Here is a 14,266-nt window from a genome sequence, read left to right as displayed (position 1 = left end):
CCTCAACCGCCGGACGGGCGGGTGTGGCCGAGCGCCGTTCGGAGTTGGCTGAGCCACTCCTCCGCCAGCCGGCGTCCGTTCGGGAGTTGGTCACCTCGGTCCCAGCGCCAGGTGGTGATCATCGCCAGCACAAGGAGCCGGCATGCCCGCAGCAGGTCCTGATCGACACCGGGGTAGTGCGCGGCGACTTTCTCGCTGAGCAGGTTGCCCGGGTGTGGCTCGCCGTGCAGCAGTTGCGAACTCTGACGCTCGCATCGTTGCCCGACCCCTCTCCCTGCACGCTGCCGTGCCTGTCGGAGCGACTACGCCAAGTGCAGGTAAAGTCCGCAGAGTTGGAGTCGCGCGACTCAAGGGGTGGGGATGGCGAAACCACGCACGCTGCGGCGTCGTTCGTGGCCTGTTTTCAGCTGGGTTGGGATTGTCGTCCTGTGGCTCGTTTATTTGATAGTTCTTTTGCTGTCCCTGGATAGTGACGACCGCAGTGGCGACCTCTTCATGGCGGGAAACGTTTTGGTGTGGACCTCGCTTTTCCGAAGGATGGGGACGTGCAGAATCGTACTGCACGAGTCGTCGCTCCAGGTGGACAACTTCTGTCTCCTCTTTCGCGTTCGGCGGGTCCCTTCTTGATGCCGTCTTCAAGACCAGTGAGCGTGCTGCCGAGGAGGTGAGGAATGAGCTGGGACGTGGACCTGGTCGCAAAGTTGCCGGGGTGATCAGTGGAGAGGTTCGCCGTATCCGGTACCGCTGGTGGATAGATATCCTGCTCCTGCCAGGGGCAATTCTTGCTGCGATCGGCTATTTCATTGACCGCTGAGCGGTAGCCGGCGATCAACCTCCTCGTGCCCCCCTCAAACCGGCCGTAGCCACACCGTCGCCAACGGTGGCAACGTCAGTCGGATGCTGGCCCGCCGTCCGTGCCAGCTCTGTGCCTCCGTCTTCAGGGTGTCTCCGTTGGTGACGTTGCTGCCTCCGTAGTGGAGGGCGTCGGTGTTGAGGATTTCTTGCCAGGCCTGGGTGGAGTCCGGGACGCCTATGCGGTAGTCGGGGCGGACGACCGGGGAGAGGTGGGTGATGGAGAGGAGGGGGGTGCCGCCTGCGTCCAGGCGTAGGTGGGCGAAGACGTTGTCCGTGGCCGCGTCGCCGGTGATCCACTGGAAGCCGGACGGGTCGGTGTCGCGTTGCCAGAGGGCCGGGGTGGACGCGTAGGCCGAGTTCAGGTCGCGGATCAAGTCCCGTACGCCCCGGTGGTCCGCCTCCGCGCCGTACGCCGGGTCCAGGAGCCACCAGTCGGGGCCGTGGGCCTCGGACCACTCCGCGCCCTGGGCGAACTCCTGCCCCATGAACAGGAGTTGCTTGCCCGGGTGGGCCCACATCTGGGCCAGGTAGGCGCGGAGATTGGCGCGTTGCTGCCACCAGTCGCCCGGCATCTTGGAGACCAGGCTGCGCTTGCCGTGCACGACCTCGTCGTGGGACAGGGGCAGGACGTAGTTCTCGCTGTACGCGTACACCATCGAGAACGTCATCTCGTGATGGTGATGGGCGCGGTGCACCGGGTCATGGGCCAGATACGCGAGGGAGTCGTGCATCCAGCCCATGTTCCACTTGAAGCCGAAGCCCAGACCGCCGCTGTCCGTCGGACTGGTCACCCCGTCCCACGCCGTCGACTCCTCCGCGATCGTCACCACGCCCGGCACCCGCCGGTACACCGTCGCGTTCATCTCCTGGAGGAACGCCACCGCGTCCAGGTTCTCCCGGCCCCCGTGCGCGTTCGGCGTCCACTGGCCCGGCTCGCGCGAGTAGTCGAGGTAGAGCATCGAGGCGACGGCGTCCACGCGCAGCCCGTCGATGTGGAACTCCTCGCACCAGTACACGGCGTTGGCGACCAGGAAGTTGCGCACCTCGCGTCGGCCGAAGTCGAACTCCAGCGTGCCCCAGTCGGGATGCGCCGCCCGCAACGGGTCCGCGTGCTCATACACCGGGCACCCGTCGAACTGCGCCAACGCCCAGTCGTCGCGCGGGAAATGGGCCGGAACCCAGTCCATCAGCACCCCGATGCCCGCCTGATGCAGGGCGTCCACCAGGAACCTGAAGTCGTCCGGCGTCCCCAACCGGGCCGTCGGCGCGTAGAAGCCCGTCACCTGGTAGCCCCACGAGCCCCCGAAGGGATGCTCCGCCACCGGCATCAGCTCCACATGCGTGAAGCCCAAGTCCGAGACATAGGCGGGGAGTTGTTCTGCGAGCTGACGGTAGGTCAGACCCGGTCGCCAGGAGGGGAGGTGGATCTCGTAGATCGAGAACGGCGCCTCGTGCGCCGGGACGTGGCCCCTGGCCGCCAGCCACTCGCCGTCGTTCCACTCGTGGTGTGACGCTGTCACCACCGACGACGTCGCCGGCGGGACCTCCGTCCGGCGGGCCATCGGGTCCGCGCGCTGGGTGCGGGAACCGTCCGGGCGGGTGATCTCGAACTTGTACAGCTCGCCCTCACCGATGCCCGGCACGAACAGCTCCCACACCCCGGTCGAGCCGAGCGAGCGCATCGGGTAGGCCGTGCCGTCCCAGAAGTTGAAGGTGCCGGTCAGGCGGACGCCGCGGGCGTTCGGCGCCCAGACCGAGAAGCGGGTTCCGGCCACGCCCTGGTGGACCGTCGGATGCGCGCCGAGCGCCTTCCACAGTTCCTCGTGGCGGCCCTCACCGATGAGATGCAGGTCCAGTTCGCCCAGCGTGGGGAGGAACCGGTAGGCGTCCTCCACCTCCAACGTCGCCGCCTCGTAGGCCACTTGGAGGTGGTACGCCGGTATCTCCGACAGCGGCAGCAGCGCGGAGAAGAAGCCGTCGCCGTCGTCGTGCAGCCGCGTCCGCCGGTCCTTGGTCACCACCGTGACCGACCGCGCGTACGGGCGCAGCGCCCGGAACGCCACCCCGCCCGGCACCGGGTGCGCCCCCAGCACCGCGTGCGGCGCGTGATGCGTACCGTGCAGCAGCCGTTCCCGGTCGCCCGCGTCCAGGGCGGGGGAGACGGCGGCCTCGACCGGCGCGGGCCGCTTCTTCGGCGGCGCCTTCTTCGTGGGCGGCTTTCTGGACGTCGGCTTCTTCGCATCCGAACCGTGGGACGGGCGGCGGGGGGTCACGAGGTGCGCCTCCTGGGGGAGTTGAGGACGTCGGGGGTCAGAAACGGTCGGCCGGTGTCGTGTAGCGCGCGATCGCCTTCATCGGCACGGCCAGCCAGTCCGGGCGGTGACGGGCCTCGTAGACGACCTCGTAGATCGCCTTGTCCGTCTCGTACGCGCGCAACAACACCGGGTCGGTCCGCGGATCGACCCCGCTGACCTGCGCGTACCCCGTGCAGTACGCGGCACGGCAGGCCGCCGCCCACTCCGGCGCGGGCGCCCCCGCCGAGTGGGCCGCGTAGTCGAAGGACCGCAGCATCCCCGCGATGTCCCGCAACGGCGGCTGCGGCAACCGCCGTTCGGCCAACGACTTCGACGGCTCGCCCTCGAAGTCGATCACCGACCACTCGCCGCCCGGCGCCCGCAGGCACTGCCCGAGATGCAGGTCCCCATGGATGCGCTGGGCGGTCCAGGTACGCCCCTCCTCGGCGAGGTCCGACAGCGCCGTGAACGCCGAGCGGAGCGCCGGGACATAGGGGAGCAGCAACGGCACCGCCCGGGCCGCCGACTCCAGCCGTTCCAGCATGCCGTCGACCAGCGCCTCCATCTGGAGGTGGCCGAGGGTGACCGTCGGCAGGGCCCGGGCCAGCGCCTGGTGGACCTCGGCGGTCGCGCGGCCCAGGGCACGGGCCTCGCCGCAGAAGTCCTCGGACTTGGCGAGTTCACGCAACGCCAGTTCCCAGCCGTCCGTCGCGCCCCGCACGAACGGCTGGAGAACCGCCAACACCGAGGCCTCGCCGTCCAGTTCGGCACGGAGCCACGCCGTCGGCGGCGGCACCCGGGGACAGTGCTCGCGGGCCAGCGCCAACGGGAGTTCCAGGTCGGGGTTGACGCCCGGCACGATCCGGCGCAGCAGCTTCAGGATGAACGTATCGCCGTACACCAGCGAGGAGTTGGACTGCTCCGAGGTGACCAGACGGGGCACCAGGTCCGCACGGATCTCCTGCCCCGGGTCCCGCTCGAAGCACAGGCCGCCGACGCGCGCCTCGGAACGCAGGGCCTCCAGGAGGACGTCGGCGGGGCGGGCGTCGTACAGGGCGTCGTACACCGTGCGTCCGGCGAGCGCGCCCTGTTCGACATGGCCGATCAGCGCGGGCGCCAGCCGGGGCGGCAACGCCGCACGCGAACCTATGAGCAACTGGTAGCAGTCGCCGGGCCGCGACGGCCCCTGATGGACCCGGACCAGCAGATGGTGGAGCCCCAACCGCCCCTCCACCGGAAGGAGTTCAGCGGCCCCCACCAACGTGAACCCGGTGACCGGCCGCCCCTTCCCCGCGAACCACCGCTGCCTCGGCAACCACTCCCGCAACAACGGGTCCAGACAGGCGAGCAACTCAATCCCGGAGTCGGCCGAACCACCGGAACGAACAACGACTTCCGACATGACGCCGAGTCCTTTCCCCAATTCACTGCGGGGCTATCACTGACTCTCACCAGGTGACCGACGCCCGCTAGAGCGTCTCAAAGGGGCGCGGAGCTGTATCGGTCTGCGGCTCCGCCGCGCGGGCGCGACCAGCCCCCACTGCGCCGCACCCGACCGACAACCTCACCCCGCCCCATCCAGCGAAGCGCCCCGCAGGCGGAACCAATAAAACCCATGCCCGCCCAACGTCAGCAAGTACGGCAGCTCCCCGATGGCCGGAAACCGCACGCCACCGAACAACTCCACCGGATGCCGCCCACTAAATGCCCGCAAATCCAACTCCGTCGGCTGAGCAAACCGAGAGAAGTTGTTCACGCACACCACGAGATCATCCTCGTACTCCCGCAGGAACGCGATCACGGACGGATTCGACGACGACAACTCCGTGTACGTCCCGAGCCCGAACGCCGGATTCTGCTTACGAATCTCGATCATGCGCCGAGTCCAGTGCAGCAAGGACGACGGCGACGACATCGACGCCTCCACATTCGCGACCTGATACCCATGCACCGGGTCCATGATCGTCGGCAGATACAGGCGGCCGGGATCACAGGACGAGAACCCGGCGTTGCGATCCGGGGTCCACTGCATGGGCGTGCGGACGGCGTCGCGGTCGCCGAGCCAGATGTTGTCGCCCATGCCGATCTCGTCGCCGTAGTAGAGGATCGGCGAGCCGGGCAGGGAGAGGAGGAGGGCGGTGAAGAGTTCGATCTGGTTGCGGTCGTTGTCCAGGAGGGGGGCGAGACGGCGGCGGATGCCGATGTTGGCCCGCATGCGGGGGTCTTTCGCGTACTCCGCCCACATGTAGTCGCGTTCCTCGTCGGTGACCATCTCCAACGTCAGCTCGTCGTGGTTGCGCAGGAAGATGCCCCACTGGCAGCCCGACGGAATCGCCGGGGTCTTCGCGAGGATCTCCGAGATCGGGTAACGGGACTCCCGGCGCACCGCCATGAAAATGCGGGGCATGACGGGGAAATGGAACGCCATGTGACATTCGTCGCCGCCACTCTGATAGTCACCGAAGTAGTCGACGACATCCTCGGGCCACTGGTTCGCCTCAGCGAGGATCACCGTGTCCGGGTAGTGCGTGTCGATCTCCTTGCGGACCCGTTTGAGGAACTGATGGGTTGCAGGAAGGTTTTCGCAGTTGGTTCCTTCCTCCTGGTACAGATACGGCACGGCGTCGAGCCGGAATCCGTCGATGCCCAGGTCCAGCCAGAATTTGAGGGCCGAGATCATCTCGTCCTGGACGGCCGGGTTCTCGTAGTTGAGGTCCGGCTGGTGGGAGAAGAAGCGGTGGAAGAAGTACTGCTTGCGGACCGGGTCGAACGTCCAGTTGGAGGCCTCGGTGTCGACGAAGATGACCCGCGCCTCCGGGAACTGCTGGTCGTCGTCGGCCCAGACGTAGTAGTCCCCGTAGGGGCCCTCGGGGTCCCGGCGCGACTCCTGGAACCACGGGTGCTGATCGCTGGTGTGGTTCATGACGAAGTCGATGATGACGCGCATGCCGCGGTGGTGGGCGGCGTCGACGAACTCGACGAAGTCCGCGAGGTCACCGAATTCGGGCAGGACGGCGGTGTAGTCGGAGACGTCGTAACCGCCGTCGCGCAGTGGGGACTTGAAGAAGGGCGGGAGCCAGATGCAGTCGATGCCCAGCCACTGGAGGTAGTCGAGCTTGGCGGTGAGGCCCTTGAGGTCGCCGACGCCGTCGCCGTTGCTGTCCTGGAAGGAGCGGACGAGGACCTCGTAGAAGACCGCGCGCTTGAACCAATCCGGGTCCCGGTCCTTGGCGGGGGTGTCCTCGAAGGTGTCCGGGACGGGCTCGTTGAAGATCATATGGTGGGTGACCCTCCGATCTGCGGGGTGGACGGTCGCAGGACGGTGAAGACGTGCGCGGGCCGGTGTCCCGGCTCCAGACGCACATAGTTGGACCGGCCCCAGTGGTAGATCTCGCCGGTGAGTTCGTCCCGCACCGGCACCGACTCGCCCCAGTCCAGGCCGAGTTGGGGTAGATCCAGAGTGACCGTCGCTTCCTGGGTGTGGTGCGGGTCGAGGTTGGCGACGACCAGGACGGTGTTCGTGCCGCTCCGTTTCGAGTAGGCGATGACCGCGTCCTGGTCCGCGTGATGGAAGTGCAGGTCGCGCAGTTGGCGCAGGGCGGGACTGGCCCGGCGGACCTCGTTGAGGCGGGTGATCAGCGGGGCGATCGTCCGGCCCTCCCGTGCCGCCGACTCCCAGTCCCTGGGCCTGAGTTGGTACTTCTCCGAGTCGAGGTACTCCTCGCTGCCGGCCCGCACGGGGGTGTTCTCGCAGAGTTCGTAGCCGCTGTAGATGCCCCAGGTGGGGGAGAGGGTGGCGGCGAGGACGGCCCGGAGTTCGAAGGCGGGCCGTCCGCCGTGCTGGAGGAATGCGTGCAGGATGTCCGGGGTGTTGACGAAGAGGTTCGGCCGCATCGACGCGGCGGTCTCCCCGGCGAGTTCGGTGAGGTACTCGGTCAACTCCCCTTTGCCGGTGCGCCAGGTGAAGTAGGTGTAGGACTGCTGGAAGCCGATCTCACCGAGGGTGCGCATCATCGCGGGGCGGGTGAAGGCCTCGGCCAGGAAGATGACGTCGGGGTCGGAGGCGTTGATCTCGCCGATCACGCGCTCCCAGAACAGCACCGGTTTGGTGTGCGGGTTGTCGACGCGGAAGATCCGCACCCCGTGGCCCATCCACAGCCGCAGCACCCGCAGCGTCTCCGCGACCAGACCGTCGAGGTCCGCGTCGAACGCGATCGGGTAGATGTCCTGGTACTTCTTCGGCGGGTTCTCCGCGTACGCGATACTCCCGTCCGAGCGGTGATGGAACCACTCCGGATGCTTCTCCACCCACGGGTGGTCCGGCGAGCACTGCAACGCGAAGTCCAGCGCGACCTCCAGGCCATGGGCGCGGGCCTGCGCCACGAACCACGCGAAGTCCTCGACCGTCCCCAGACGCGGGTGCACCGCGTCGTGCCCGCCCTCCGGCGAACCGATCGCCCAGGGCACGCCGACATCCTCGGGGGCCGCGTCCAACGTGTTGTTGCGGCCCTTGCGGAACGTCGTGCCGATCGGATGGATCGGCGGCAGATACACCACGTCGAAACCCATGCCCGCGATCGCCGCGAGCCTGCCTGCCGCCGTACGGAACGAGCCATGCGGCTGAGCGGCCGTGCCCTCGGAGCGCGGGAAGAACTCGTACCAGGCCCCGTACAGCGCCCGCTCCCGCTCGACAAGCAGCGGCAACTCCTCGGAGGCGGTGACCAGTTCACGCAGGGGATAGCGGTCGAGGACCGCCGTGACCTCGGCGTTCAGGGCCGCCGCGAGACGGGACGCGGCCGGGCGGGACGCGTCCCGCAGGGCGTCGACGGCGCCGCGCAGCACCGTGCGCGCACCCGCGCCCCTGGGCACGCCGTCCGCCGCCCGCTCATACAGCCGCGCGCCCTCCTCCAGGACCAGATCCGTGTCGATCCCGGCCGGAATCTTGATGCCCGCGTGCTGCCGCCAGGTGGCGACCGGGTCGCTCCACGCCTCCACCCGGAACGTCCAGCGGCCGACCCGGTCCGCGCTGACGCGGGCCCCCCAGCGGTCGGTGCCGGGTGCCAGTTCGCGCATCGGCGCCCGCACCGCCGTTCGCCCCGCCGGATCGGTCAGGACGGCGTCGGCGGCCACCGCGTCATGTCCCTCCCGGAACACCGTCGCCGAGATCTCGAACGACTCTCCGGTCACCGCCTTCGCGGGGCGCCGGCCGCGCTGCACGACCGGGCGTACGTCGAGGACGGGGATGCGTCCGATGAGACCGGCGCCGGGCGTGGCGGGTGGCCGCGCCGGCGGGGGGCCGGGGGCCGGCGGGGGTGCTGGTGCCGGTGCCGTGCGGGGTGTCGGGGGTGCTGACGTGTGGTGCGTGGCGGGCATGACCGCTCCTGTCCGCGTCAACGATGGGTGGGCGGATGGCTGAGGGGAGTGGGTCCTGCGTGGGGGTCCCCGGGGGATCTCTATGGAGTTCCGTGGAGTTCCGCGAGCTGCGCGGCGGAGTCTGCGACGGGCTCGTACCGGAGGTTCCTTCCCACCCTGGGGGCGTGGGCAATCCGGCACTTCGTTAACTACTCGCGCGTATGTCCGGACCGGAGACCGGTTGTCTCCGAGGAAGCGGGACCGGCGTCCGGCCGGTCTCGCCGCGGTGTCCGGTCCCCGCCCCTTTGGGCCAGGCACTCTGCCGTTCGGCAGCCGGTACTCCACAGAGCCTGCCCGGCGGGCCCGGCCCTCGAACGGCCCCTTTCCCGGCAGCCGGTTCCTTTACGAGCACTTGGAAAACAGGGACCGGCGAACGCCGGTGAACGACCGGACGGATACGAGGATGCACCCGCACCCCGCTCCAGGTCGCGCCCAGTTTCGGACGGTGTGCGGCCGAGCGGCGCCGTGGTGACGAGGACCGGACGCCGATACCGTCGACGCTGACGACGGGACGCGCAACGCCGTGCGTCCCTTTCCGCACGCCTGACGAGGTGGCAATGAAGGCTATCCGTCGCTTCACCGTCCGACCCGTCCTGCCCGAACCCCTCCGGCCGATCGGCGAACTCGCCCGCAACCTGCGCTGGTCCTGGCACCAGGAGACCCGCGACCTCTTCCAGTCCGTCGACCCCGAACGCTGGGCCGCCGTCGGCCGCGACCCGGTCCGCCTCCTCGGCAGCGTGCCCCCGGCCCGCCTCGCCGAGCTGGCCCGCGACCGCCGTTTCCTGCGCCGCCTCACCGCCGTCGCCGACGACCTCGACGACTATCTGCACGGCGACCGCTGGTACCAGACCCGGCCCGGCCGGCTCCCCGCCGCCGTCGCCTACTTCTCCCCGGAGTTCGGCATCACCGCCGCCCTGCCCCAGTACTCCGGCGGCCTCGGCATCCTGGCCGGCGACCACCTCAAGGCCGCCAGCGACCTCGGGGTTCCGCTGATCGGCGTCGGCCTGCTCTACCGGCACGGCTACTTCCGCCAGACCCTCTCCCGGGACGGCTGGCAGCAGGAGCACTACCCCGTCCTCGACCCCAACGAGCTGCCCGTCACCCTCCTCGAAGAGGCCGACGGCACCCCCGCCCAGGTCGCCCTCGCCCTCCCCGGCGGACGGCTGCTGCGGGCCCGGATCTGGCTCGCCCGGGTCGGCCGGGTACCGCTGCTGATGCTCGACTCCGACGTCGAGGAGAACGACCCCGGCGAACGCGGCGTCACCGACCGCCTCTACGGCGGCGGCAGCGAACACCGGCTGCTCCAGGAGATGCTGCTCGGCATCGGCGGGGTCCGCGCGGTGCGCGCCTACTGCCGCCTCACCGCCCACCCCGACCCCGAGGTCTTCCACACCAACGAGGGGCACGCCGGGTTCCTCGGCCTGGAACGCATCGCCGAACTCGCCGACCAGGGCCTCGACTTCGACGCCGCGCTGGAATCCGTGCGGGCCGGCACCGTCTTCACCACCCACACCCCGGTCCCGGCCGGCATCGACCGCTTCGACCGCGACCTCCTCGCCCGGCACCTCGGCCCCGGCGCCGAACTCCCGCGCCTGGACGTCGGCCAGATCCTCGGGCTCGGCACCGAGACCTACCCCGGCGGCGAACCCCACCTCTTCAACATGGCCGTGATGGGCCTGCGCCTGGGTCAGCGCGCCAACGGCGTCTCCCTGCTGCACGGCCGGGTCAGCCGCGAGATGTTCGCCGGACTCTGGCCCGGATTCGACGCCGACGAGGTGCCCATCACCTCCGTGACCAACGGCGTCCACGCCCCGACCTGGGTCGCCCCCGAGGTGCAGCGGCTCGGCGCCCGGCGGGTCGGCGTGCAGCGCACCGAGGACGCGCTCACCGTCGGCGACTCCGACCGCTGGGACGCCGTCGCCGACATCCCCGACCCCGACATCTGGGAACTGCGCCGCACCCTGCGCGAGCAGCTCGTCACCGAGGTCCGCACCCGGCTCACCGCGTCCTGGCGCCAACGCGGGGCGGCCACCGCCGAGTTGGGCTGGATCGACGGCGTCCTCGACCCCGACGTCCTCACCATCGGGTTCGCCCGCCGGGTGCCCTCCTACAAACGGCTGACCCTGATGCTCCGCGACCGGGAACGGCTCACGCGGTTGCTGCTGCACCCCGAGCGGCCCGTCCAGATCGTCATCGCGGGCAAGGCCCACCCGGCCGACGACGGCGGCAAACGCCTCGTCCAGGAACTCGTGCGGTTCGCCGACGACCCCCGGGTGCGGCACCGGATCGTCTTCCTGCCCGACTACGGCATGGCCATGGCGCAGAAGCTCTACCCCGGCTGCGACATCTGGCTCAACAACCCGCTGCGCCCGCTGGAGGCCTGCGGCACCTCCGGGATGAAGGCCGCCCTCAACGGCTGCCTCAACCTGTCGGTCCTGGACGGCTGGTGGGACGAGTGGTACCAGCCCGACTTCGGCTGGGCCATCCCCACCGCCGACGGCGCGGGCACCGACCCGGACCGGCGCGACGACATAGAGGCCGCGGCCCTCTACGACCTGCTGGAGCAGCGGATCACCCCGCGTTTCTACGAGCGCGGGCGCACCGGACTGCCCGACCGCTGGATCGAGATGGTCCGCCAGACCCTCACCCGGCTGGGCCCGAAGGTGCTGGCCGGACGCATGGTCCGGGAATACGTCGAACGGCTCTACACCCCGGCCGCGCACGCCCACCGTGCGATGACCCCGGACGCCGCCGAGTCGCTGGCCGCCTGGAAGGCGAAGATCCGCGCGGCCTGGCACGGCGTCACCATCGACCACGTCGAGACCCTCACCACCACCCCCACCCCCGAACTGGGCGCGACCCTCACCCTCCGGGCCCGGGTGGGCCTGGACGCCCTGAACCCGAAGGACGTGGAGGTCCAGGCGGTCTCCGGCCGAGTGGACCCGGAGGACCACCTGACCGACACCACGGCAACGACCCTGAAGCCGACCGGCACCCCGGACCAGGACGGCCACTGGCTCTACGAGGGCCCCCTCGCCCTGGACCGCACGGGCCCCTACGGCTACACCATCCGCATCCTCCCCACCCACCCCCACCTCTCCACCCCCACAGAACTGGGCCTACTGACCACCCCGACGGAGACTCCGGGAGAGGGGGCGGGGGTACTGCTGCGGTAGGGGTTCTTCGCGGGGCGGGCCCGGGTGGTGCTGAGGCGTCAGCGGGCTCGGGTCGTGTCCCGCCCCAGGGTCAGAATTCGGTCGCCTCTGTGCAGAGTTTGCGCAAGGTGGTGCCGCAGTGGCGGGCGTAGGCCTGTTGGAGGCCTCGGGTGGCGGGGCCGGCGGCTCGGGCGTACCACTTGGCCGGGCGGCTGAAGGCGGCGACGGTGAGCCAGACCGTGCCGTCGCCGGTGCGGTCGACGACGAAGGCCTCCTCGCCGCACTCGGGGTGGCCGGTCAGGGTGCCGTAGGCCCAGCCGCGGCGGCGGGGTTCGTCAACGGTCCAGACGACTCGGCAGGGGGCGCGGATGAGGCCCGCGAGGGAGACGGTGACGTCGACGTCCGGGGCCGCCCGGTCGGCGGCGGCCTCTATGCCGACGCCCATCGCGCGGTGCATCTCCCAGGTGAGGACCGCCTCCGACGCCTTGCGGAAGACGTCCTCGCCCTCGCCGATGCGGGCCCGGACGTGCAGGGGACGGAAGCCCGGCGGGCAGGCGGTGAGGTCGTCGCGGGTGGCGCCGACGGGGTCGTACGTGAACTGCGGGGAGGACATGGCACCCAAGAGTAGGGCGGCCCCCGGGGCGACTCGCGTCCCGGGGGCCGTCGTTGGTCTACTGGCGTGCGATCAGCTGACGTTGACCGCGCTCCAGGCCGAGGCCACCGCGTTGTACTCGGTGGAGCCGGAGCCGTACAGGGCCGCCGCGGCCGACAGGGTGCCGGTGCGGGCCGACGCGTAGTTGGTCGTCGACGTGAAGTACGTCGTCAGCGCCTTGTACCAGATCTGGAGCGCCTTGGCGCGGCCGATGCCGGTGACGGTGGAGCCGTTGGACGTCGGCGAGTTGTAGGCGACGCCGTTGATCGTCTTCGAACCGCTGCCCTCCGAGAGGAGGTAGAAGAAATGGTTCGCGACGCCCGACGAGTAGTGCACGTCGAGGTTCTTGACCGACGAGGACCAGTAGTTGGCGGAGCCGCCGTCCTTGCTGGGCTGGTCCATGTAGCGCAGCGGGGTGCCGTCGCCGTTGATGTTGATCTTCTCGCCGATGAGGTAGTCACCCACGTCGGAGGAGTTGTTGGCGTAGAACTCCACGCCGGTGCCGAAGATGTCCGAGGTCGCCTCGTTCAGGCCGCCGGACTCGCCCGAGTAGTTCAGGCCCGCGGTGTTGGAGGTGACGCCGTGGCTCATCTCGTGGCCGGCCACGTCCAGCGAGGTCAGCGGGTGCGTGTTGCTGGAGCCGTCGCCGTACGTCATGCAGAAGCAGCTGTCGTCCCAGAACGCGTTCACGTACGAACTGCCGTAGTGCACACGGGAGTAGGCGGCGACGCCGTTGTTCTTGATGCCGCTGCGGCCGAACGTGTTCTTGTAGAAGTCCCACGTCTCCTGGGCGCCGTAGGCCGCGTCGACGGCGGCCGTCTGGTCGGTGCTGGAGCTGGAGGCCGCGCCGGTGCCCCACGCGTCGTCCGCGTCGGTGAACAGGGTGCCGGTGCCGGAGGTGCCCCGGGCCAGGTTGTACGTCTTGTGACCGCCGCGCGTGGTGTCGTACAGCTGGTACGTCGAGCCCGACAGGGTGGTGCCCAGGTTGACCGAGCCCGAGTACAGGCTCTTGCCGGTGCCGGTCTCGATGCCCTGGTACTCGTAGAGCTTCTTGCCGGTGGCCGCGTCGGTGATGACGTGCAGCTCGTTGGGGGTGCCGTCGTCCTGGAGGCCGCCGACGACGGTCTCGAAGGCGAGGACCGGCTTGCCGTCGCCCGCCCAGATCACCTTGCGCGGCGCGGAGTCGGCCGTGGTCTTCTCGGAACCGGCCGCCTTCGCCAGCGTCACGGCCTGCTTCTCGGCCTTGGCCGCGGCGATCTGCGGCTTCACCGAGGCCACCTTGATGGTCGCCTTGACGGCCTTGGTGACGCTGCGGGTGGCACCGGCCGCCGACTGGTGCACGACGAGGTCGCCGCCGAGCACCGGGAGGCCCGCGTAGGTGCGCTCGTAGCGGGTGTGCACCGTGCCGTCGGCGTCCTTGAGGACGTCCTTGACGACCAGCTTCTCCTTGGTGCCGAGACCTATCTCCTGCGCGGTCTCGGTGGCGTCGGCCTGCTTCTCCTTGATGAGGGAGGTGCGGGCGGCGTTGCTCAGCAGCAGCGGAGCGGCGGCCAGTTGCGTCCGGCCGGTGGAGTCCGCCGGGGTCTGGGCGGCGGCCGTACCGGTGGTCAGACCGGAGGCGAGCAGGGTGCCGGCGGCAACGGCGGTCGCGATGGCCACGGTCGAACGCTTGTGACGCGTGTAGAGGGGGGTCACACAAGCTCCTTGAGTGGGGAGTTCCGGACGGAGTGGGGCGCCGTCCGGGATGGCTTGCTTGAGGTTGTGCGGCGGATGTGAGGAAGAGTGGCATCAAGTCGCGTACATGTCAGCGTCAGAAAGTGATGTTGGCTGAATATCGACGGTCAGGTGAACGTTTCGGGAATGTGAACCCGCTTGACCTGTCTAAAGCCTTACCTAGA

The 14,266-nt window shown here is 69.6% G+C and carries 7 protein-coding genes and 1 pseudogene; 1 reads left to right on the top strand and 7 read right to left on the bottom strand.

The window, feature by feature from the left end; genetic code table 11:
* Positions 1 to 2: 2 nt before the first annotated feature.
* The 5 genes and pseudogenes from ACIQOU_RS14885 to ACIQOU_RS14865 form a co-directional block, all read right to left on the bottom strand.
* A pseudogene (locus ACIQOU_RS14885) lies at positions 3 to 236 on the bottom strand (aminoglycoside phosphotransferase family protein); the annotation flags it as partial.
* Between the two features lie 612 nt (positions 237 to 848).
* Entirely contained in the window at positions 849 to 3,128 is a 2,280-nt protein-coding gene (glgB, locus tag ACIQOU_RS14880; RefSeq protein WP_401537106.1) for a 1,4-alpha-glucan branching enzyme, read from the bottom strand.
* A 37-nt stretch (positions 3,129 to 3,165) separates the two neighbouring features.
* Positions 3,166 to 4,551, bottom strand: coding sequence for a maltokinase (locus ACIQOU_RS14875; RefSeq protein ID WP_401537105.1), 1,386 nt, complete (start codon positions 4,549 to 4,551; stop codon positions 3,166 to 3,168).
* 162 nt (positions 4,552 to 4,713) lie between these two features.
* Entirely contained in the window at positions 4,714 to 6,426 is a 1,713-nt protein-coding gene (treS, locus tag ACIQOU_RS14870; RefSeq protein WP_401537104.1) for a maltose alpha-D-glucosyltransferase, read from the bottom strand.
* Entirely contained in the window at positions 6,423 to 8,522 is a 2,100-nt protein-coding gene (locus tag ACIQOU_RS14865) for an alpha-1,4-glucan--maltose-1-phosphate maltosyltransferase (RefSeq protein WP_401537103.1), read from the bottom strand. The genes treS and ACIQOU_RS14865 overlap by 4 nt, the downstream gene beginning before the upstream one ends.
* A 596-nt stretch (positions 8,523 to 9,118) precedes the next feature.
* On the opposite strand from ACIQOU_RS14865, the gene glgP reads away from it, so the two are divergent.
* Positions 9,119 to 11,737 (top strand): alpha-glucan family phosphorylase, encoded by a 2,619-nt coding sequence (glgP, locus tag ACIQOU_RS14860; protein ID WP_401537102.1) that lies wholly within the window; start codon positions 9,119 to 9,121, stop codon positions 11,735 to 11,737.
* 70 nt (positions 11,738 to 11,807) lie between these two features.
* Here the strand turns inward: glgP and ACIQOU_RS14855 are convergent, their stop codons facing one another.
* Together ACIQOU_RS14855 and ACIQOU_RS14850 are read right to left on the bottom strand one after the other, a co-directional pair.
* The gene (locus tag ACIQOU_RS14855) at positions 11,808 to 12,329 is read right to left on the bottom strand and encodes a DUF1990 domain-containing protein (protein ID WP_401537101.1); all 522 of its coding nucleotides are present in this window, start codon (positions 12,327 to 12,329) and stop codon (positions 11,808 to 11,810) included.
* A 72-nt stretch (positions 12,330 to 12,401) separates the two neighbouring features.
* Positions 12,402 to 14,063: a M4 family metallopeptidase gene (locus ACIQOU_RS14850; protein WP_401537100.1), complete on the bottom strand. Its 1,662-nt coding sequence runs from the start codon at positions 14,061 to 14,063 to the stop codon at positions 12,402 to 12,404.
* Between the last annotated feature and the right edge of the window lie 203 nt (positions 14,064 to 14,266).

It is taken from the genome of Streptomyces sp. NPDC091279 (assembly GCF_044757465.1).
GTDB lineage: Bacteria > Actinomycetota > Actinomycetes > Streptomycetales > Streptomycetaceae > Streptomyces.
Note: the sequence above shows the minus strand (reverse complement) of the source record. Positions and strands in the feature narration are given on the sequence as shown.